This window comes from Rhizobium sp. TBD182 (genome assembly GCF_001950375.1).
GTDB classification, from domain to species: domain Bacteria; phylum Pseudomonadota; class Alphaproteobacteria; order Rhizobiales; family Rhizobiaceae; genus Agrobacterium; species Agrobacterium tumefaciens.
On the sequence record NZ_BDLN01000005.1, the window covers coordinates 342,574 to 364,092 of the forward strand.

Sequence of the window (21,519 nt, forward strand, 5' to 3'; positions counted from 1 at the left end):
TTTCAAGCATAATTCCTAGCCATTTGCGAATGCAAAAAGCACTGCTGCAAAGACGATTGCCATCGCGTAAACGCGATTACCATGTTATATGAAGCCATCATTCAAATGTGAAGGCTTTATCCATGGGCAAAATCCTCACCATAGCGGACCTGAAGAAACAGGCTCAGCGCCGTGTGCCGAAGATGTTTTTCGACTATGCCGATAGCGGCGCCTGGACGGAAGGCACCTACCGCGCCAATGAGGAGGATTTTTCCAAGATAAAGCTACGCCAGCGTGTGCTGGTGGATATGACCGACCGGTCGCTCGCCACCGAAATGATCGGCCAGAAGGTTTCGATGCCGGTGGCGCTCTCCCCCACTGGCCTCACCGGCATGCAGCATGCCGATGGCGAGATGCTGGCGGCAAAAGCGGCGGAAGAATTCGGCGTGCCTTTCACGCTTTCCACCATGAGCATCTGCTCCATCGAGGATGTCGCCTCCGTCACCTCCAAACCTTTCTGGTTCCAGCTTTACGTGATGAAGGACCGCGACTTCGTCAATAATCTCATCGATCGCGCCAAAGCCGCCGGATGCTCGGCGCTGGTGCTGACGCTCGACCTGCAAATTCTCGGCCAGCGCCACAAGGACCTGCGCAACGGCCTCTCCGCCCCGCCGAAATTCACCCCGAAACACATCTGGCAGATGGCGACACGGCCGAAATGGTGCCTCGACATGCTGCGCACCCAGCGCCGCAGCTTCGGCAATATCGTCGGCCACGCCAAGAACGTCTCCGACCTCTCGTCGCTCTCCTCCTGGACGGCCGAGCAATTCGATCCGCGCCTGTCGTGGAAGGATGTCGAATGGATCAAGGAGCGTTGGGGCGGCAAGCTCATACTCAAGGGCATCCTTGACGAGGAAGATGCGCGCGCCTCGCTCGATACCGGCGCGGACGCCATCATCGTCTCCAACCATGGCGGTCGCCAGCTCGACGGCGCGCATTCCTCGATCGCCATGCTGCCGAGGATCGTCGATGCCGTTGGCGACGGGGTGGAGGTGCATATGGACGGCGGCATTCGCTCCGGCCAGGACGTGCTGAAGGCGGTAGCACTCGGCGCCAAGGGCACCTACATCGGCCGCCCGTTCCTCTACGGCCTCGGCGCGGATGGCAAGCAGGGCGTGACGACGGCGCTCGAGATCATCCGCAAGGAAATGGATATCAGCATGGCGCTTTGCGGGAAGCGGCTGATTACGGACGTCGACCGCAGCATTCTGGCGTGATGGTGACGACACAGCATACAACGTAAAGATCGAAGCCGATGCTTCGGTAAGAATATCGCCTTTACGTCGCCTCCCTCATTTCTGTGCTTGTCACAGGGATCCAGCGAGCCCAAGCCCTTGGGCTGAAAGGACTATTCTCGTCGCGCAGACGCGCGCAGGCTGGATTCCTCTGACAAGAACAGGAATGAGGTGGAGAAGTCCGCTCAATGCCCAATCGTCTTCGAAAACACATTGACGATCACCACCCCGGTCACGATGAACCCAAGACCAACCACCGCAGCAATATCGAGCGTCTGGCGGAACACGAAATAGCCAATGCCGGAAATGAGCACGATGCCAAGCCCGCTCCAGATCGCATAGGCAACGCCGACCGGCAGCGCCCGGAGCGTGAACGACAGGAGATAAAAGGCCGCACCGTAAAACAGCGCCATCAGCACCGTCGGCAACAGCTTGGTGAATTGCTGCGATTGCTGCAGAAAGGAAGTTGCGATGACCTCGCAGACGATAGCCGCGACAAGCGCCCCATAAGTCAAAACAGCCGCGTTCATCGTTCCACTTCCTTTTTCGTCTGGGCGATCATCCGGGCCCTCAGAGCCGCCCTGTCGCCACCCGCTTTACCGTCGTCGGCCAGTAGATCGGCAAACCAGATGCCGTCAGCCGCAAGCCGCACCATCTCTAGGACCACCCCGTCATCCGTTTCCTTATGACGGGCAAGGCGCCCCTCAATCCAGCTGTTCCACATGCGCCGAAGCGACGGTTCACCGACCATGGAAACCGAGATCGCTGCCCATTGCCTGCCCGAATCCCTGCCCCGATCCGAGAAAACCGCGTTCACATAGGCCCTTGTGAAGCTCCCAAAAGCTTCACAATCCTGTGAGATGAGGTCGTCGATCTCAGTGTCCAGAGCCGCCAGAAGGTCAGTCATCACCGCTTCCAGCAGCACCTGCTTGGAAGGAAAATGATGAAACAACCCACCCTTCGTCACCCCGGCGGCATCGGCCACTGCCTGCACGGAAAGCGCCGCAACCCCCTGCTCGGCAGCGAGTTTCGCCGCGCAATCGAGAAGATTGCGGCGCACGATCTCAGGCTGCTTTTTGCGTTCATGTGCATTTGTCATGACGATAAACATACCGGATGGTTGGTTTCTTTGCAAGGAAATTGTGAGGGCGACGGCCGACTTGAATTTCATACTTAATTAAGCATGAAAGCGATCTCTAAAGTTTTAGCGGTTTTGTTGCCGGAAAGTGTCAGTAAAACTTCGCCCATCGCGGCGATCGAACAAAAAGGGGTGGACCATGTCGGGAACGATCAAACGGGGAATGGCGGGCGCATGGGTATTCGCACTCGCCTTCTTTTGCGCGATCCTCTCATTGCAGGCATCGCCTGCGCAGGCCGGTTATGCCCATTTCATCATGGATGCCAATACCGGCAAGGTCCTCGCCGCGCAGAACGCCGATGTGCTGAACCACCCGGCATCGCTGACCAAGATGATGACGCTCTATATGACCTTCGAGGCGTTGCACGCCGGCCGAATTCGCTGGGACCAGAAGATAAGGATGTCCAGGAACGGCGCAGCCGTCATCCCCTCGAAGCTTTATGTGCGTGAGGGCCAGACGTTTACGGTGCGCGAAGCCGTCTACGGCATGATCGTCAAATCCGCCAATGACATGGCGGAAGGCATGGGTGACCATCTCGGTGGGTCCGAGGCACAATTTGCGCAGATGATGACCCGTAAGGCCCGCCAGCTTGGCATGACCAAGACGGTTTTCCGCAACGCCTCCGGCCTGCCCAGCAAATCGCAGGTGACGACGGCGCGCGACATGGCGAAACTCGGCCTTGCGTTGCAGCGCGACTTTCCGAAAGAATACGGCCTCTTTGCCATGGAATCCTTCAGCTTCCGGGGCAAGCGCATCCGTGGCCACAATAATCTGATGTATCGCTATCAGGGCATGGACGGCATCAAGACCGGTTACACCAATGCGTCGGGCTTCAACCTCGTCAGCGCCATCAATCACAATGGCCGCCGTGTCGTTGGCGTCGTGCTGGGGGGCAAGACCGCGCGCAGCCGCGATGCGCAGATGGCCGCTCTGCTGGACAAGGCGATGCCGCAGGCCTCGAGAAGCCGTAATACCGAACAGCTCGTGGCAAGCGCCAATGTCAGCCGCACCTTCGATGTGCCGCCCGCAGCCGTCCCTCCGGCAGCCGTACCACTACCGATGTTTGCCGAGCGTCGCGCCGATCCGATCGCCATGCAGATCGCCACGGCGAACAGCCAGATGGCGGATATGATCCAGGTCTCTGCCATTCCGAAACCCGCACCCGCTGCACAAATGACCGGCCAACGCAGCCGCTGGGAAGTGCAGATCGCCGCCACCGACAGCGAAGCTGCCGCCCGCTCGCTGCTCGCCAATGCGCGCTCCAACATCGCCGGCAGCTACTCCGGCATCGCGCCCTATACCGAAGCGGTGCAAAGCGGATCGGCAACGCTCTACCGCGCCCGCTTTACCGGCTTTGAAGACCAGTCTTCGGCGGTTTCCGCCTGCAAGGAGTTGAAGGCGCAGTCTTATGCCTGCGTTGTCATGAACAGCGAAGGGTGAGTTCTACCGCTTGAGCCAACCGTTTTCCAACGCATCGGCCAGATACGGAATGCCGTTGACCTTCGCCATCTCGGCCATGGCAAGATTATCGTAGCGTATCTGCCGGAAATAGACCTGCCAGCCGCGTGCGGTTTCTTCGAGCACGGCGTAGCTGGCAAGCGGATGACCAACCTCGACATGATGGTGAAACGGCGTGTCATCCTTCCAGCCGGGGCAGCCGACGCTGCCGGGATTGACGATCAGGCGGCCATCGGAGAGCTGCACGGTGCGGGCGATATGTGTGTGGCCGCACAACATCAGCGGCTGGGTGATGCCATCAGCCATGGCCTCGATTTCGGAAAGCGGTCGCAATTTCAGCACCCCTTCCGGCGAAAGCGTCTCCAACCAGTATTCCAGATCACCGCGCGGCGAGCCGTGGCAGCAATAGGCGACGTCCTTGAACACCATGCTGAACGGCAGGGTGTGCAGCCAGTCCAGATGCGCGGCGGTCAGCTGCGCATGCGCCGGCCTCTCCCAGCTGCCCATCTCTTCCGGCGCGCGCTCGATCAATTCGCGATCATGATTGCCGAGAACGCTGGGTATCCAGTTGCCAACCAGCACATCGCCGGTAAAACCCGCTTCCAGCGGACCACTGAAGCAATCGCCGAGATTGACGATGTCCTTGATGCCAAGCCTCGCGATATCCTCAAGCACGGCCTCCAGTGCGGCGCAGTTTCCATGAATATCGGCAATGGCGGCAAAGATCATGGCGGTCAGCTTCCTCGATAGGTGGAGTAACTATAGGGCGAAAGCAGAAGCGGCACATGGTAATGGCCGCTCTCGTCGGCAATGCCGAAACGGATGGGGATGATGTCGAGAAAGGCGGGTTCCGCCAGGGTGACGCCCTTGCCACGCAGATAATCGCCCGCATGGAAAACCAGCTCGTATTCCCCGGCCTTGAAACTGTCGCCCACAAGTAGCGGCCCGCCATCAACGCGGCCATCGCTATTGGTCTTAACCGTCTTAATCTTCTCGCGACGATCACCCGAGAGCCGGTAAAGTTCGATCGTCAGCCCTTCGGCGGGCGTGCCATGGGCGGCATCGAGGACGTGGGTGGTCAAACCGGTCATAGGCTGGGCTCCGCGATCATGTAGGGCGCATCGAAAAAATGCTCTTCCAGATTGTTGCCCGGCCCCTCGCGATCGGCAACCAGAAAATCCGAAATCGCCTGCAGCGGCATCAACGGATAATGCCAGACATTGCGGCGGTAATTCACGCCCTGATCGCCGCCCGCCAGAAAAGCCTGCGGCCGACCAGGCTTGCCGCCCTCGTCCTCGGCAACGACGACAAGGAAAGGCCTGCCGGACAGCGGCGAGAAACTCTGGCTGCCGAGCGGATGCCGCTCCATCATCTCGATTGTATGGGGAAAGGTACGCGGCTGTCCTCGGAAAATATTGAGGATGATGCGCGCACCCTCGCCCGCTGCCTCGGGTGCCGCAAGCGCATGATGCCGCTCGGTCTGGCCGCCATTGATGTGGCGCATGGAAGAGGGTGTAATTTCGATCACATCACCGAAGGATGCGAACGCCTCTTTGGTGAGAGGCTTGATCTCGAGAAAATCAGTCAAATGTCATTCACCTTGGGCATGCCAGTTTCGGAGGAGTGAGAGACGCGCCTGCAAATCCGGAATGCTCTGCGTTATCGTTTTCCAGACGACCGAGAGTTCCGCCCGGAAATAATCATGCACGATCAAATTGCTCATACCCTTCATCTTTATCCAGGGGATTTCCGGGTGCTGCTGTAAAAACGCGGGGTAATGTTTGTCCAGTTTTGCGACCGCCTCGCCAATCAGGGCAAGGCCCATCATCACGGCCATCTGGGTTCGCGTATCGGAAGAAAAAGTGGCCTCATCCATATCCTGAATGAAATCCCGTATTTGGGAGGCGGCAACATCCATCTCCTTCAGGTAGAGCAGAAGTCGATCCGTACTCATACTGCCTGGGCTTCCATCAGAACACGCGCCCGGATATCCGAGTGCAGGCCGCCTGAGGTGACGACGTCAACCTCGACACCGAGGATAGTCTTCAGTTCCTCCAGCAATCCGCCAAGATCAAACAGCGTCGTGCCCGGCAACGCATCCACCAGAATATCCAGATCGCTGTCCGGCCTGTCTTCGCCACGGGCGACGGAACCGAACACGCGCGGGTTTGCCGCGTTGAAGCGCTTCGTTGCTTCGCGGATCGCTTCCCTGTTCTTTTCCAGCACCTCGGAGGGTCTCATGGCCTCAATCTCCAGATAGCACGAGTATAGCGGAACGACCGCCGCTCGCCAATTCAACCCTCGGGCAGCATCGAGGAAAGGCGTAGCCAGGCGATCTTTTCCACCTGCGCCGTCGCCGTCGCAAATTCTGTCGCCGCATCATTGCCGATACGCGTCTCGAAGGCGGAGAGAATATCGTGCCTGTTCAGCCCCTTGACTGCAATGATGAATGGAAAGCCGAATTTTTGCGTATAGGCGGAGTTCAGCTCGGTGAAGCGCGCATGCTCCTCGGGCGAAAGCCGGTCGAGCCCTGCGCCTGCCTGTTCATTGCGGCTATCGGCGGTCAACTCACCTGCTATTGCGAGCTTGCCTGCAAGATCAGGATGCGCGCGCAAAACACCCAGCCGTTCCGCTTCGGAGGCGGCACGAAACTGCGCGCATAATCCGCCATGAATCGCCTTCGCCGTTAACTCCAGACCTGCGCCTCCGACATCATAGGCCCGTTCGGCGATAAAAGGCGAATGTTCGAACACACCACCGAAACGGCTGACAAATTCATCCCGCGTCAGCATCAGAGCGTTCCCGGCTTGTGGTTTTCATGCCAGTGACGAGCGATCTCGATACGCTGCGGGATCCACACCTTTTCATGGCCCAGCACATATTCGATGAAACGGCGAAGGGCTGCGGCGCGGCCGGGACGGCCGACGAGACGGCAATGCAGGCCGACGCTCATCATCTTCGGCGCGCCTTCAAGCCCTTCCTGATAAAGAACGTCGAAAGCGTCTTTCAGATAGGCGAAGAACTGGTCGCCGGAATTGAAACCCTGCGGCGTGGCGAAACGCATATCATTGGTGTCGAGCGTGTAGGGAATGATCAGGAACGGTTTATCCTGCAATCCCTTCACCCAATAGGGCAGATCGTCGGCATAGGAATCGGACGAATAGAGAAAACCGCCCTCTTCCATGACGAGACGCAACGTATTGTCGGAAGGCTTGCCCTGATACATGCCAAAGGGGCGCTCGCCCGTCAGCTCCGTATGCAGGCGCACGGCTTCGGCAATATGCTTGCGCTCTTCCTCCTCGGAAAAATCCTTGTATTCCAGCCAGCGATAACCGTGGCTGGCGATTTCCCAGCCCGCTTCCTTCATTGCCGCAACGGCTTGCGGGTTGCGCGCCATGGCAGCGGTCACGCCATAAACAGTTGTGGTGACGCCGAGATCGGTAAACATGCGCCACAGCCGCCAGAAACCGGCGCGTGAGCCATATTCGTAGATCGATTCCATGTTCAGGTTGCGCTGGCCGGGCCAGGGCTGCGCGCCGACGATTTCCGACAGCAGCGATTCCGACGCCTTGTCATTGTCGAGAATGCAGCTTTCGCCGCCCTCTTCGTAATTGATGACGAATTGCACGGCGATGCGTGCGCCGCCCGGCCATTTCGGATCGGGACTATTGCGGCCGTAGCCCACCAGATTGCGGGAGTAATTCTCGGAAATCATTCAGCCACCCAAAACACCTCTCCCGACGCGGAACCCGCTTCTGGAAGACATGAGCAAAACAACCATCCGAAGGTGTCCGCCCGACACGGGTAAACACGACACGCTTCAGACATGCGATGCACGGACGGTAGCATCCGCATTCGGAATGTCGAGAGCAATTTTGCCGACATTCCGATGCTTTTTTGTGTACGATTTCTGCGGGGCGCTTCTCAGGCGATCTTTCGGGCGGAAACACGACCCATGGGGTGCAGCGAGTGCACCCGGAAAGGCGCACCGGGTTCATCCTCGATGAAAAGCGCAAGGCTGGAAAATGACAGAGGCCGAGTGAGCAGCGGCTCGAAAACCTTGCGCACGGCACGCTCGATCCTCTGGCTGCTGGAAGGCTCGACACCGCCCGTCAGCGACATCTGAAAACGGAACTCGTCCATCACATGCGGACTGCCCCAGCGATGCAGATTGGTCAGCTGCGAAGCCGAAAGCCGGTCGGGATCCGCCCGCTCGATTTCCGCCTCGGAAAGCGGCGCGCGGTAGCGGTCGAATTCCTGCACCACACGGGCTGCGAAAAAATTCAGCACTTCGCAGGGGCGCTCGGGAACGAGGCTGAAGACATTGTCATGTCGCGCTACTATAAGTTGTGGCAGCGTGAAGGGGTCCTGCCTGCCGGAAAAATACATCAGGTCGCGCAACAAGGCGGCCTCGGAATGCCCTTCGGCAAGACGGAACGGGGCCTTTATGGTGCCGTGGAAACCATAACGGCGCGGCAGGGCGGTATGGTAGGAAATCTCCTGCATGCCGAGATCGATCATGCCCGGCGGCTCCACCGCATGGCCTGAATAGGCATCGCGTCCCAGCCACGCGGCAGCCGCCTGCGTCAGCGGGTCGTTGGGGGAAGGCGTGAAATGGATGGCGTATCGCATGCGCTATCACCTCGCCGCAAATGCGGCCAAACGGGGCTCTTTGCAGGCCAGCAAGTAAGCGATTTGCGTGACAGATTAACGACGTGGACCAAACTAATCAGAAGTTTCTAAAGTCCGGACGGCAATACTCACGTGTTCTTGAAGGCGAAAACCGGAAGGCACGTCCGGCGTGTGGCCACACACGGCCTGCAACGCAGCATCTGCAAGATAGTGGGCAAGGCCGAAGCTGACCTTGAAGCCGCCCGATAACGCCACGAGCCGCGGATATTCGGAAAGTGTACCCACCATCGGGTCCCTTCCAACCGCCTTCGGCCGCAACCCGGCCCAGCGTTCGATCACCGGCGCACGGCCAAGCGACGGCACCACGGCGCATGCATCCGCGAGCAATTTTTCCAGCTTTTCGTCGGTGCTGAATGGATCGGAAAAACAATCTTCGCTGGTACTGCCGATGGCGACGGTGCCATCCTCATGCGGCACGATGTAGAGACCGTTCAGAAACACGACCGGCATGGCCGGATCGGCCGCAGCATCCAGAAGGGCGGCCTGCCCCTTCACCGCCTGTCCAAGCACAATGCCGGGTTCCAGACCGATGGCATCGCGGATCAGCGCGAAGGAACCATGGCCGTTCGCGACGATCACATGATCAAAGGCGACCTCGTCGCCCGACGACAGCACCGCCCGCCCCTTATCCGGATCGAGCGAGACGACGCGGCACTGTTCCGCCACCCGCACATGCCGGGCGTTGCGGAGGAAAGCCGACAGAAGGGCGATCATCGCCCGGGGAGAAACCCTTGCAGCCAGCGTATCCAGCACGAAGCCCGCTTGTCCCGCCGCATCGTCCACCCATCCGGCAACGGAAGGGCTGTCACCGACATGCCAGTGGAACCGGCGCCCGTCTGAAACCCAGTTTTCCCCGGCATCCCGCTCGTGCCGTGCGGCAATGCTGCGCAAATGTGGTTTCGGCAGGGGAATGATCCGGCCGCAGCGCCGGTAACCGGCGGAAAGCCCGGTCTCGGCTTCCAACTCGGCGATCTGTTTTTCCAGCGCAACGAGAGCGTCGAACTGGAATTGCTTCTTGTCCGACCAGCGGTCCGGCATATGCGGCATCAGTGCGCCCAACAGCCCGCCGCTTGCACCATCTCCAAGACGGCCCGCTTCCAGCAGCAGGGCGTTTATGCCCATCCTCTCTGCCTTGACGGCAGCCCACAGCCCCATAATGCCGCCACCGACGATGAGGAGCGGCACCGAGCCAGGCAATCTTGGTGCCCGCAATCTTGGTGATTGACCAGATTCGAAAGCGGGACTATCGGCATTAGTCATGACACATTCCAAGGAAAACACCGCAGATATCGGTTCGGCAGCCGACAATCCGCCCGCCGCGCTCGACTGGCGTGAGGGGGATATGCCCTATTCGCTAGCCTTTGACGATCATTTTTATTGCCAGACGGATGGCAGGCTGGAATGCGGCCATGTCTTTCTGTCCGGAAACGGCCTGCCGCAGCGCTGGCTTGAGCGAGAGAACATCTTCCGCATCGGCGAACTTGGCTTCGGCACCGGTCTCAATCTCTGCGAGACCTGGCGTCAATGGAAAGAGGTGCGCAACGGTCACTCCAAGCTGCATTTCATGTCCTTCGAACTCTACCCGATGAAGGCGGACGAGATCGACCGGGCGCTTTCCCGCTGGCCGGAAGTTGATACCGAACGCAAGGCACTGGTCGCCCGCTGGCCGGCGGACCCGAAAGGCGAGGTCGATATCGAACTGGACGACCAGACGCGCCTGACAGTGGTGTGCGGCGAAGCGCTCACCGGCATTTCCGGCAGAAGCGAAGGCTTCGACGCCTGGTTTCTGGACGGTTTCGCCCCTGCCCGCAATCCCGACATGTGGTCGCTGGAAATCATGCAGACGCTGTTCGGCAAAACGGTACCGGGGGGCACATTCGCCACCTATGCCGCCGCAGGCTTCGTCCGCCGCAACCTCATCGCCGCCGGTTTTGAACTGGAGCGCCGCAAAGGGTTTGCCGGAAAGCGTGAGATGCTGTGCGGCACCAAGCCATCCCGCTGAGACGGCTCCCACAGCAGCAACCGGCCTTCACTGTCAGGCGGTCGGCACGTCGCGGCGTGGCATCGCGTCTCCCAGCCATTGCGCGATCTTGTCCTCGAGAATTTCGGGGCTGATGGGCTTCGACAGATAATCATCCATGCCTGCTGCGACGCAAAGCTCGCGGTCCGCGTCCTGTGTATGCGCGGTAACGCCGATGATCGGAACATGCCGGCCGTCGGCAGCCGCCTGTTCGGCGGCGCGGATTGCCATTGTCGCCTGATGCCCGTTCATCACCGGCATCGACACATCCATAAGGATGACGGCGGGGTTGTGCTCCTCCCACGCCTGAACGGCCTTCTTGCCATTGCCGACGATCAGGAACCGCAAACCCGCCTGCTGCAATATCTGGGTGAAGACGATCTGATTGACGTCGTTGTCCTCGGCCACCAGCACATCCACAAGGCAGGGTCGGCGTCGGTCTGGAACCATCGTCGGAGGTGACACAACCCGCCGCTTCTTGTCCGTGGGGCCATTGTCTGGCCGCACCGGCGCATCGCTGCCGCCTGACCCCAGCCCCTGCGGATCCTGCCGGGCGCGCTTCTGCCGCACATCCCGCACCACATCGAACAGGGTGGAACGCAACAGACGCGCCCGCGCCGGCTTCATCAGATGCGCCTGCACGCTGAGATCGGTGAAAAGGCTCTCGTCACCTACGACATCCATAGACGTCAGGAACACGATGGCGATATCGTCGAAACGGCTATCCGCCCTGATCCGCTCGACCACATCCAGCCCGTTCATAACAGGCATGTGATAATCGAGAATGATGGCGTCGATGGCAAAACCGAGGGATGCAGCCTCCTGCAGCACGGCAATGCCTGATGGCCCGTCCTGCACAGCATGGCCGTCGATTCCCCATGTCTTCAGTTGCTCCGTCAATATGCGGCGATTGACGTCGTTATCGTCGATGACGAGTACGCGTATATCCTCGATCGCCATGGCAAGAAGCGGAGCGTCGCGCCGCTTTTCCGTAACGTGAAACGGAATATTGACCTCGAAGGTCGATCCCTTGCCGACTTCGCTCACCACATTGATCGTACCGTCGAAAAGACCGACAAGACCGACCGTGATCGCCAGTCCCAATCCCGTTCCCTCGTGCCGCCGCGTCGCTGAGCCGTCGACCTGGCTGAATTTGTCGAAGATGGTTTCGAGCTTGTCTGCAGGAATGCCGATGCCGCTATCTTCGACGCGCAGCGACAGAATGGTCTCCGACGCTTCCGCCGACTGCGCCGAAAGTTCGATCAGCACATGCCCCATTTCCGTGAACTTGACGGCGTTTCCAACAAGATTGGTGACGATCTGGCGGAACCGCCCGGCGTCCCCCATGACCTTGCCGAAAACCGACGGATCGATCCGGACGACCAGCTCTATGTTCTTTTCCAGCGCCGCTGAGGACAGGAGGGAAACCACATCCTCCACCGCTTCCGCCGGATCGAAAGGCACGCTGCGCAGCTTCATCTGCCCGGCCTCGATCTTGGAGAAGTCGAGAATGTCGTTGATGATCGTCAGGAGCGCATTGCCGGATTTGACGATGATATCGGTGAAGGTTTTCTGGCGTGTATCCAGATTGGATTTGGCCAGAAGTTCCGCCATGCCGAGCACGCCATTCATCGGCGTGCGGATTTCATGGCTCATATTGGCAAGGAATTCAGATTTGGCGCGATCTGCCGCTTCCGCGCGGGAAAGCAGCCGCTGCAACTCCTCCTCGCGCATCTTCATCTCGGTGACGTCGGTGACGATGATGAGCCAGTAATTGCCGGAGCTGTTGGTCGCTTCCAGATTGAGCCACGTCTTTCCGGCAATATGGATCAGCCAGGAGAACGGCCTGTTGGCGGCTATGTGCTCTCTCCAGGCGGTCAGCGTCGCGGCCGCCTCCTCTTTGGTGCCAAAATCTCCGCGCCCGGCGCAATGGGCAAAGAACCCCGACCAGTTGCAGCCCTTTTCCAACAGCTGCGGCGGCACGTCGAACATTCGCGCCACAGCCTCGTTGGACATGATGATGGTTCCCTGCTCGACCAGCACCAGCCCCTGCGCCATGGCGCGCGTGGCGCCCTGCATATATTCGCCGACACGCTCAAGTTCGGCCTTTGCCTCACTGATCTCGGCGTCGCGCATGCGCACGTCGGTCACATCGGCATAGGTGCTGAGGATTTTTCCGCCGTCGAGGCGGGTCTTGGAAATGACGGTGACCTTGCCGCTTTTGCTGCGCACCTCGCGCGGCGTGAAGACCTTGTCGTTGAGCAGCCGTTCTGCGCGCTGGTTGTAGAGCTCCTCGAAGGGTATATCGCCATAGTCATAAAGGCCGCTTTCGAAATTCGCCTCCATGAATTCGCGATAGCTTTTGCCGACAAGCGACTTCTCGCCGCCGATTTCGCCCCATAACGTGTCGAAGCACGGATTGACATATTCGATGACGAGATCCGCGTTGAGGAGTAGTACGCCAACCGGCAGGGCATGAAGAACCGTTTCGAACTGGCGATGCAGCGCTTCGGCCTGCGCCTGCGCCGCGATCAGCGCATTTTCCCGCTCCTTCAGCAGGCTGACATCTGTGACTGAACCCACCAGATAATATTCGTCATCGGGCGTCGTGACCCGGCCGAGCCGGGTTATGACCGGAACGGCGCCGCCATCCGAAAGCGGAATGGTTCCCGTCTTTTCAATCGCCTCTCCGGTTTGCAGGATATGCTCGTTTTCCCGCTGGAACTCTGCGCCCTCCTCCGGAAACATCTCGCATTCGGTCTTGCCCAAATAGTCGGCGAGGCTGCCGCCCCGGAACTTCTCAAAGGCCGCATTGGCAAAGGTCAGTCGCCTGTCCTGATCCCGCAGGAACACGCCCACGGGCAATTGCTCAAGCGCGGCGCGCAGCAGCCAGGTCTCGCGGATCTGCTTGCTAAGCAGGGTCTCATGCGCCTTGAACTCCGTCACATCGACGCGAAGCCCCACCAGCATGCCGTTTTCCAGCCGCTTGTTGACCATACGCACCCACCGGCCATCGGCAAACTGCTCCACCCTTTCGAGATAGGGCAGGGAAAAATCCCGCAACTGCTTCTGCAGCCATGCCTGGTAATCCGGATCGTCCGATTTCACGCTGCGGTAGCCGCTCGAGAAATAGACCGCCTCCATCAGCGTCTCAAGCCGGGTGCCGGGCTTTAGCTGGAGGTTGAAATCACTGTAGAATTCCACGAAACGCGCATTGCAATAGACGAGCCGGTTTTCACGGTCATAAATCACGATGCCGGCATCGATGAGGTCGATAACGCCGCTGTCGAACAGCAGGTCGGCGCTGCCGCCGTCCGAAACACCCTTCACGACGACAGAGGGCGCCTCTTCGAACACCTCGAACAGGAACAGACTGCCGTCATCGCCGGTGAAGCGTTCGCAACGCAGCTTGTAAGGCCCTGAAGACGCTGCTCCATGGCATGAAATCACTTCGTCTGTGGCAAAGACCAGCGAGCGGCGCTCCCTGTCCTCGCGCTCGGCATCGCGAATATCGGCGGAAAGGGCAAGGCTGGTGTGGCCCGTGAACGCGGCGGGCGGACGCCCCATGACCCGGCCATAGGCTGCATTGACCATGAGGTAGCGAAGCTCGCTGTCCTTGATGCACGCGGGCAAATCCAGGGCGGCGATTGCCCCGTAAGCTTTTTCCAGCAACCCGCATCCTTGGGTCAAGCGATACTCCACACCGTGCAGTTCCATCCTTGTCGAATCAAATATTTCCAGACGTCGTTGCAAAAACGTTATGTGAGAAAACCGCTATTTGCTATGTGCGGAATGGTCGCTTTACCCTTTTTTAACCATAATTATTCGCAAGCCTCCTCGCCTCGCCGGCAATCGCCAGCCTGCCTTCTCCATGGCAGCCATGCGCCGCGAGACGGCAGCGTTACAAAACTATTGCTTGACTTTACGCCATAAAACGCCCACATGCCGGTCAAGCTTTCACCTTCGGCAGCCGCGTGAGCTGCAGCACATGACCAAGATGACTTGGCCCGCATGAAGGAAAAGCGCAACGAATACAGAAGACGGCGTTTTGCCGCACTGATGCGCAGAAAGTTATTCCAACCCACAAGTTCCCAATTCACGCGGGGTTCTTGACGCCGAAACCGCCGGACAGCAGCAACTGCTCCGGACGATTGGTTTTTGGCGCCCCGAAAGGCATTACTATTGACCAGTTTTAGCGAACTCGGCCTCTCTGAAAAGATTGTGGCCAGCGTTACCCAGCTCGGCTACACAACCCCCACCCCCATTCAGGCAAAGGCCATTCCGCTGCTGCTTGAAGGCCGTGATCTCATCGGCCTCGCACAGACCGGCACGGGCAAAACGGCAGCATTCGGCCTGCCCATCATCGAAATGCTGATGAAGCAAGCCGACCGCCCGGCAAACCGCACCACCCGCACCCTCATCCTCGCACCGACCCGCGAACTGGTGAACCAGATCGGCGAAAACCTGCGCTCCTTCGTGAAGAAGACGCCGCTGCGCATCAACCAGGTTGTCGGCGGCGCGTCGATCAACAAGCAGCAGCTTCAGCTCGAAAAAGGCACGGACGTCCTGGTGGCGACACCCGGCCGCCTGCTGGACCTCATCGCCCGCAACGCGATCTCGCTTTCCAAGGTCACCTATCTGGTGCTTGATGAAGCCGACCAGATGCTCGATCTGGGCTTCATTCACGATCTGCGCAAGATTTCCAAGATGGTTCCGGCCAAGCGCCAGACCCTGCTGTTTTCGGCAACGATGCCGAAGGCGATTTCCGAGCTTGCCAGCAACTTCCTGACGGACCCGATCAAGGTCGAGGTAACACCTCCGGGCAAGGCCGCCGACAAGGTCGAGCAGTACGTGCATTTCGTCGCCGGCAAGAACGACAAGACCGACCTTCTGAAGAAGTCGCTCAACGAAAACCCGGATGGCCGCTCGATCGTTTTCCTGCGCACCAAGCACGGCGCGGAAAAGCTCTACAAGCATCTGGAACATATCGGCTTCAAGGTCGCCTCCATCCACGGCAACAAGAGCCAGGGCCAGCGCGAGCGGGCACTGAAGGGCTTCAAGGACGGTGAGATCAAGGTTCTGGTCGCAACCGACGTCGCTGCCCGCGGCATCGATATTCCGGCCGTGACGCACGTCTTCAACTACGACCTGCCGGAAGTGCCCGACGCCTATGTCCACCGCATCGGCCGTACCGCCCGTGCCGGCCGCGACGGCATTGCCATCGCGTTCTGCGCACCGGACGAAACGCGTTTGCTGCACGATATCGAAAAGCTGATGAAGATCGATATCCCGGTTGCATCCGGTGAACGTCCGGCCGGTCTTGCCAGCCCGACGCGCCCGAACAACAACAACCGTGGTCGCAACAACAATGGCGGCCAGCCGCGTGGCCCCCGCGAAGGCGGACGCCACAATGGCGAGCCCCGTCCCTCGCGTCACCACGCCCCGCGTGATGCGGACAACGATCTGGAAGTCACGTCAGACTTTAAGCGCGTGAAGACGGCGGAAGGTGACGCAGGTCGCCCGGCCGGCCCTCGCAAGCAGCGCCGCCCTGCCCGCAAGCCCGGCGGCAGCGGTGGCAACCGTCACGCACCTGCTGGCGGCAACGGCCAGGAAAAGCGCGCTTCCGGCAACGGAAACGGCAATCGCGGCCGTAACCGCTAAGTAACTCTGCGCGAGCCGATTACTCGGTATCGCGTGTCTACCTTCAAACCCCGCAAGCGCAGGCTTGCGGGGTTTTCTTTTTGCTCTCAACCGCCCTGCGCCAACGACCGGCGCCGCGACGGCAGGGTCATGGCCAGCACCCCGGCAATCACGCAGACAAGACCCACCCACATGGCAGGCGTCGGCACTTCTCCAAGAAACACCATGCCAATGGCGACACCGATCGGAACCCGCAGGTACGCCTGCGACGTGGTACCGACCGAACCGAGCGTCTGCATCAGCCGGAAATAGACCATGAAGGCGAGCGCCGTTGAAAAGACGCTGAGGCACACAAGTGCGGTGAGCGACGCCGAAGATGGCGACAATGTCCAGGGCCGGTCAACGATCACGCTCACCGGCAGCAGAAGCACGGCGCCGCAGATCAGCGAGCCGGCGGCAGGCATAACGGGATCGAGACCCCTGAAGTTTTTGCTGAAGATGGCGGCACAGGCGTAGGAAAAGGCCGCAGTCAGCACGGCAATCTGGCTCCACAGCGCCTCACCCGCCCCGTTCAACGCATCCAGACCGATGATGAGACAGACACCTGTCATGCCCGCAACAGTGCCGAACAGCTTGCGCCCGCTGACCTGCTCATGCCGGATGATCAGTGCGGTGAGAAGAAAGGTGAAGATCGGCGTCGTCGCATTGAGGATGACGGCGAGACCGGCATCGATGCTCTGCTCCGCCCACGCGATCAGCGTGAAAGGCAATACGCTGTTGATGCACGCCTGAACGAAGAAGAGCCGCCATGTGGCGAAATCCCGCGGCAACCGCAGCCCGCGCAGGCGAATGACCGCCAGCAGCAACAGACCGGCAATCAGGGTTCTTGCGGCAATGAAGGTCAGCGGTGGTATGGTCTCCACCCCGATCTTGATGAAAGTGTAGGATGCGGCCCACAGAGTGGACAACAGGGCAAGCAGCAGCAATTCGCGGGCGATAGGGTTTTGACTGGTCACGGATCAATTTTCCAACTGCGTTCAGGATGAACCGTTCCTAACCCGAAAACAAGCATCTATGCTTCGGTGACGGCCGAAGTTTCCAACGCTTCAAAAGCATGAAGCCCCGCACGGTACCAGCCATGCGGGGCTTCAATGACAGACCGGTGATTGCAGCGGCCGATCAGGCCCGGCGTTCATCCACCGAGAAAGCGCCCGGACCGGCAAACACGAGGTAAAGGAAGATGAAGCAGAACAGGATCGCGGCGTCGCCCCCATTGAGAGCGGGGAAGAAGCTCTTAGGCCCGTGCGCAATGAAATAGGCAACAGCCATCTGGCCGGACAGGATGAAGGCAACCGGACGCGTGAAAAGGCCGACCAGCACGAGAATGCCGCCAACGGCTTCCAGAAGCGCCGCCACCAGCAGCATCGTCGGCAGGGAGCCGTCCATCTGTGATGCCGGGAAACCGAACAGCTTCTGTGTTCCATGCGAAATGAAAAGCAGCGCCGTCATGATGCGCAGCGCCCCGAGTGCCTGCGGGCGATAGCGGGAGAGATTGTCTAAAATTGCCATGTTCATGTGTCCCCGTTGAAGTGGTGCGACGCTCGATACAGCGCAATCATGCCTTTATGGATACACGTCTCGAACACCGAAAATCACATTTCCGATATAGCAGAACTCCCTTAAATACATAAAGGAAGTCATTCTACACATGGTTGATTTTCCACCATAAAACTGCGCCCATGTGGAAAAAATCAACCCAAGGATACAGGCATTTTTTCGAGTGGCAAAGGCGGAAAAATCCGCCTCTCCGTCAGGCCTGAAGCACCACGACCCTGGAGCCAACCGGCACGCGGCTGTAAAGATCGATGATGTCGTGGTTCAGCATCCGGATACAGCCGCTTGACATGGCGTGGCCGATGGATTGCGGCTGGTTGGTGCCGTGCAGACGGAACATGGTGTCGTTGCCGCCGCGATAGAGGTAGAGCGCCCGTGCGCCGAGGGGGTTGTTCGGGCCCCCCTCCATGCCGCCGGCGTATTTCAGATTGCGCGGATCACGGCGCATCATGTTTGCGGTCGGCGTCCAGGAAGGCCATTCCGACTTCCGGCCGATATAGGCGTCGCCGTTCAGGGCAAGCCCCTGGCGACCGACGCCGACGCCGTAACGCATTGCCCGTCCATCGCCCAGTACGTAGTAAAGACGCCGCGCGGGCGTATCCACAATCACCGTTCCGGCCGGATGCGCGGTATCGTATGCCACTTCCTGCCGGCGCAGCTCGGGCTTCACCTTGTCGAGATGCATTTCCGGAAGCGGAAACTTCTCGTCCGGCTTCGCCGCATAATTAAGCCTTTGCTGCCCGATGCCGGAACTTGCGCAGCCGGCCAGCAACAGCGGCAATCCGAACAGAACACCACGACGTGAAATAGACATGTAACCCCCGCCAAATCTCTAGATTAACGAGAGGTATAATTTTATGGTTAACAAATCTCTAATATGAGGTTGTAGGAATTAACGTGCCTCAACCGTCGCTGCGGGCCGGCGGTTGGCCAGATACACCCCCGTTACCGCCAGGACCGTGCCGGCAATCATGGCCGGCGTCAGCGTTTCCCCGAAAAGCAGGGCCGCTTCCACGGCGGCAAGCGGCGGCACGAGATAGATCAGCGAGGCAGCGCGCGAGACCTGCCCGCGCCGGATGAGATAGAGCAGCAGGACCACCGCACCGATGGAGATCGCGCCTACCGACCAGACGAGCGTGGCGGCAAGCCCGAGGCTCCAGTCCACATGACCATCCTCCAGCAACAGCGCGAAGGGAACCGTGATGATGAGGGCGCCGACATATTGCAGCGTGGCGACCGCCATGATGTTTCCGCCATGGACGTATTTCTTCTGGTAAAGGGTGCCATAGGTCACGGACGTCATGCCCAGCACATTCACCGCCACGGCATAAAGCGGCACGGAAAGGCCGAGCGCGCCTGATGCCATGACCTTCGGCAGCACGGCGATGGCAATGCCGACAAAGCCGAGAAGCAAGCCGGCACGCTGCACCGGAGAGATCTTTTCGCCGATCATGTAACGGGCGGCAACCGCCGTCATCAACGGCTGCAAACCGGCAATAATGCCGCCGATCGCCGCCGGCACGCCCTGCCCTATCGCCCACCAGATCATGCCAAGGTAAAGGCCGTGCAGGAACACGCCGGACAAGATTGCCCGGAAAACATCGATGCGCCGTTCAGGCCATTGAATGGAGGAAAACCGGCAGATCGCCCACAATATCGCACCCGCCAACAGGTAACGCAGACAGAGGAAGGTCAGCGGACCAGTATAATAAACGGCATATTTCGCGGTGACCCAGCCGGTCGACCAGAGAAAGACGAAGATGGCCGGAGCCAGACGGTCGAGCGACATGGGAACTTCCCCTGTGCCGCGTGATGCCCCGTAACCGGACATGGGCCCGGGACATAAGGCATGCGGCGAATTGACATTTTTACGACTTGAAGCAACCGATCAATGACCCGGCCGGATCTCGGCGCGCACCCCTTGGCGAAACACAGCCGTCCAAGCTAGCCGGTATCCCCATCCCCGCAAAAGGTCAAAAGTGTTTTGGTGATCGCATCTTTCAGATTTTCTGATGCCACACCCAAAACCCATCAACCGAAAGCGAACGAACAAAATTTGTGCATTCGCCCACGGCGCACACAGTGCCACCACCCCGTTCCACCCCACCTTGCCCTGCAACCAATTTGCCAATGCCGCATTTATAGGCTGAAAGCGAAAAAACGCTTCTTTTTTAAAACTCTAGGGCGGTAAAAAATCTTCACGGAGGCCTCCGCATAGTTCTTGCATTGCATTTGTCGTTGTATTCATATGGCAAAAAAGGGGACATCGAAGTTGGCATTTGACGAAATGATAAATGCGGACAACGCGCCGCGAAGCCCATATGAAAACTATAACGAGTGGTACAGCCGGCAGGACAGGGCACACCTGATCCAGAAGTCTAAAGACGCGGAAAACATCTTTCGAAAAACCGGCATTACTTTCGCAGTCTACGGCCACGCCGACAGTTCAGAAAAACTGATCCCCTTCGATATCATTCCGCGCATCATTTCCGGGCGCGAGTGGCGCAAACTGGCCCAGGGTATCGAACAGCGCGTTCTCGCTCTCAACGCTTTCCTCGACGATATCTACCACAAGCAGGAAATCATTCGCGCCGGGCGCATTCCTCGCGAAATCATTGAGAAGAACGTCGCATTTCTCCCGGAAATGATCGGTTTCACGCCACCCGGCGGCGTTTATACCCACATTGTCGGCACGGATATCGTCCGCACCGGCGAAGACCAGTTCTATGTTCTGGAAGACAACGCCCGCACGCCTTCAGGTGTCAGCTACATGCTGGAAAACCGTGAAACGATGATGCAGATGTTCCCGGAACTGTTCCATGAAAACCGGGTGCAGCGGGTGGAGGATTACCCCTATCAGCTGCGCCAATCGCTCGCCTCGCTTGCACCCCCCGGCTGCACCGGCAAGCCGCGCGTCGCGGTGCTGACCCCTGGCATCTACAATTCCGCCTATTACGAACATTCCTTCCTGGCCGACATGATGGGCGTGGAGCTGGTGGAAGGGTCCGACCTGCGCGTCATGGACGGCAAGGTCAAGATGCGCACTACCCGTGGCTACGAGGCCATCGACGTGCTTTACCGCCGCGTCGACGACGATTTCCTTGATCCGCTCACCTTCCGGCCGGATTCGGCGCTCGGCGTACCCGGCATCATGGATGTCTACCGCGCCGGCAACATCACCATCGCCAATGCGCCGGGCACCGGCATTTCCGACGACAAGGCAATCTATTCCTACATGCCTGAGATCGTCGAGTTCTACACCGGCCGCAAGCCGCTTCTGGAAAACGTGCCGACATGGCGCTGTTCGGAGCCGGACAGCCTGAAATACGTTCTCGACAACCTTGCCGAACTGGTCGTCAAGGAAGTTCACGGTTCGGGCGGTTACGGCATGCTGGTCGGCCCCACCGCGTCGAAAAAGGAACGGGCGCTTTTTGCCGAAAAGCTGAAAGCCCGCCCCTCCAATTACATCGCGCAGCCCACGCTGTCGCTTTCCACCGTGCCGATCATGGTGAAAAACGGCATCGCGCCGCGCCATGTCGATCTGCGTCCTTATGTGCTGGTTTCAGACAAGGTGAAGATCATTCCCGGCGGACTGACCCGTGTTGCCCTCAAGCAGGGCTCCCTGGTGGTCAATTCCAGCCAGGGCGGCGGCACCAAGGATACATGGGTACTGGAGGACTAA

The 21,519-nt window shown here is 59.3% G+C and carries 21 protein-coding genes; 5 read left to right on the plus strand and 16 right to left on the minus strand.

The annotated features are described in order from the left end of the window. Nucleotides 1–122: 122 nt before the first annotated feature. Complete coding sequence (locus T18_RS17555) at nucleotides 123–1,256, plus strand: alpha-hydroxy acid oxidase (RefSeq protein ID WP_038491904.1); 1,134 nt, start codon at nucleotides 123–125, stop codon at nucleotides 1,254–1,256. A gap of 203 nt (nucleotides 1,257–1,459) precedes the next feature. Here the strand turns inward: T18_RS17555 and T18_RS17560 are convergent, their stop codons facing one another. Next, on the minus strand, nucleotides 1,460–1,804 hold the full coding sequence (locus tag T18_RS17560) for a DMT family transporter (RefSeq protein WP_038491907.1): 345 nt from the start codon (nucleotides 1,802–1,804) through the stop codon (nucleotides 1,460–1,462). Next, entirely contained in the window at nucleotides 1,801–2,385 is a 585-nt protein-coding gene (locus T18_RS17565) for a TetR/AcrR family transcriptional regulator (RefSeq protein WP_075807745.1), read from the minus strand. Before T18_RS17565 ends, T18_RS17560 begins: the two co-directional genes overlap by 4 nt. Before the next feature lie 190 nt (nucleotides 2,386–2,575). Between T18_RS17565 and T18_RS17570 the strand changes: the two genes are divergently transcribed. Further along, complete coding sequence (locus T18_RS17570) at nucleotides 2,576–3,853, plus strand: D-alanyl-D-alanine carboxypeptidase (protein ID WP_025594233.1); 1,278 nt, start codon at nucleotides 2,576–2,578, stop codon at nucleotides 3,851–3,853. 3 nt (nucleotides 3,854–3,856) lie between these two features. Here T18_RS17570 and T18_RS17575 read toward each other — a convergent pair whose 3' ends face one another. From T18_RS17575 to T18_RS17615, 9 genes are all read right to left on the minus strand, one after another. Beyond that, nucleotides 3,857–4,600 carry a metallophosphoesterase family protein gene (locus tag T18_RS17575; protein ID WP_038491912.1) on the minus strand — a complete coding sequence of 248 codons (744 nt, stop codon included), beginning with the start codon at nucleotides 4,598–4,600 and terminating at the stop codon, nucleotides 3,857–3,859. A 5-nt stretch (nucleotides 4,601–4,605) separates the two neighbouring features. Next, nucleotides 4,606–4,962: a hydroxyisourate hydrolase gene (gene uraH / locus T18_RS17580; protein ID WP_003513673.1), complete on the minus strand. Its 357-nt coding sequence runs from the start codon at nucleotides 4,960–4,962 to the stop codon at nucleotides 4,606–4,608. Next, nucleotides 4,959–5,459, minus strand: coding sequence for an ureidoglycolate lyase (locus tag T18_RS17585; protein WP_019565157.1), 501 nt, complete (start codon nucleotides 5,457–5,459; stop codon nucleotides 4,959–4,961). Before T18_RS17585 ends, uraH begins: the two co-directional genes overlap by 4 nt. A 3-nt stretch (nucleotides 5,460–5,462) precedes the next feature. Next, nucleotides 5,463–5,789 (minus strand): DUF86 domain-containing protein, encoded by a 327-nt coding sequence (locus tag T18_RS17590; protein WP_233287438.1) that lies wholly within the window; start codon nucleotides 5,787–5,789, stop codon nucleotides 5,463–5,465. A 32-nt stretch (nucleotides 5,790–5,821) separates the two neighbouring features. Beyond that, nucleotides 5,822–6,112: a nucleotidyltransferase family protein gene (locus T18_RS17595; protein ID WP_038491918.1), complete on the minus strand. Its 291-nt coding sequence runs from the start codon at nucleotides 6,110–6,112 to the stop codon at nucleotides 5,822–5,824. A gap of 53 nt (nucleotides 6,113–6,165) precedes the next feature. After that, a complete protein-coding gene (gene uraD, locus T18_RS17600; protein WP_038491921.1) occupies nucleotides 6,166–6,663 on the minus strand; it encodes a 2-oxo-4-hydroxy-4-carboxy-5-ureidoimidazoline decarboxylase in 498 nt (165 codons plus the stop codon). After that, nucleotides 6,663–7,586, minus strand: coding sequence for an allantoinase PuuE (gene puuE, locus T18_RS17605; RefSeq protein WP_038491924.1), 924 nt, complete (start codon nucleotides 7,584–7,586; stop codon nucleotides 6,663–6,665). Before puuE ends, uraD begins: the two co-directional genes overlap by 1 nt. A gap of 209 nt (nucleotides 7,587–7,795) precedes the next feature. Beyond that, nucleotides 7,796–8,503: a DUF1045 domain-containing protein gene (locus tag T18_RS17610; protein ID WP_019565154.1), complete on the minus strand. Its 708-nt coding sequence runs from the start codon at nucleotides 8,501–8,503 to the stop codon at nucleotides 7,796–7,798. Nucleotides 8,504–8,596: 93 nt separating this feature from the next. Then, entirely contained in the window at nucleotides 8,597–9,823 is a 1,227-nt protein-coding gene (locus T18_RS17615; RefSeq protein WP_121556200.1) for an NAD(P)/FAD-dependent oxidoreductase, read from the minus strand. On the opposite strand from T18_RS17615, the gene mnmD reads away from it, so the two are divergent. Beyond that, nucleotides 9,822–10,565, plus strand: coding sequence for a tRNA (5-methylaminomethyl-2-thiouridine)(34)-methyltransferase MnmD (mnmD, locus tag T18_RS17620; protein ID WP_038491927.1), 744 nt, complete (start codon nucleotides 9,822–9,824; stop codon nucleotides 10,563–10,565). The genes T18_RS17615 and mnmD overlap by 2 nt on opposite strands. A 33-nt stretch (nucleotides 10,566–10,598) precedes the next feature. Here mnmD and T18_RS17625 read toward each other — a convergent pair whose 3' ends face one another. Further along, entirely contained in the window at nucleotides 10,599–14,300 is a 3,702-nt protein-coding gene (locus T18_RS17625) for a response regulator (RefSeq protein WP_038491930.1), read from the minus strand. 465 nt (nucleotides 14,301–14,765) lie between these two features. Here T18_RS17625 and T18_RS17630 point away from each other — a divergent pair, with 465 nt between their 5' ends. Further along, on the plus strand, nucleotides 14,766–16,244 hold the full coding sequence (locus tag T18_RS17630; protein ID WP_003513690.1) for a DEAD/DEAH box helicase: 1,479 nt from the start codon (nucleotides 14,766–14,768) through the stop codon (nucleotides 16,242–16,244). Between the two features lie 86 nt (nucleotides 16,245–16,330). On the opposite strand, the gene T18_RS17635 is transcribed toward T18_RS17630, so the two are convergent. The 4 genes from T18_RS17635 to T18_RS17650 form a co-directional block, all read right to left on the minus strand. Next, on the minus strand, nucleotides 16,331–17,239 hold the full coding sequence (locus T18_RS17635; protein WP_025594240.1) for a DMT family transporter: 909 nt from the start codon (nucleotides 17,237–17,239) through the stop codon (nucleotides 16,331–16,333). A gap of 163 nt (nucleotides 17,240–17,402) precedes the next feature. After that, nucleotides 17,403–17,798, minus strand: coding sequence for a DoxX family protein (locus tag T18_RS17640; RefSeq protein WP_019565150.1), 396 nt, complete (start codon nucleotides 17,796–17,798; stop codon nucleotides 17,403–17,405). Between the two features lie 235 nt (nucleotides 17,799–18,033). Beyond that, nucleotides 18,034–18,651, minus strand: coding sequence for a L,D-transpeptidase (locus tag T18_RS17645; protein WP_038491933.1), 618 nt, complete (start codon nucleotides 18,649–18,651; stop codon nucleotides 18,034–18,036). Between the two features lie 78 nt (nucleotides 18,652–18,729). Next, nucleotides 18,730–19,626, minus strand: a complete 897-nt coding sequence (locus T18_RS17650; protein WP_038491936.1) for a DMT family transporter — start codon at nucleotides 19,624–19,626, stop codon at nucleotides 18,730–18,732. A 483-nt stretch (nucleotides 19,627–20,109) separates the two neighbouring features. On the opposite strand from T18_RS17650, the gene T18_RS17655 reads away from it, so the two are divergent. Continuing rightward, nucleotides 20,110–21,519: a circularly permuted type 2 ATP-grasp protein gene (locus T18_RS17655; protein WP_003513699.1), complete on the plus strand. Its 1,410-nt coding sequence runs from the start codon at nucleotides 20,110–20,112 to the stop codon at nucleotides 21,517–21,519.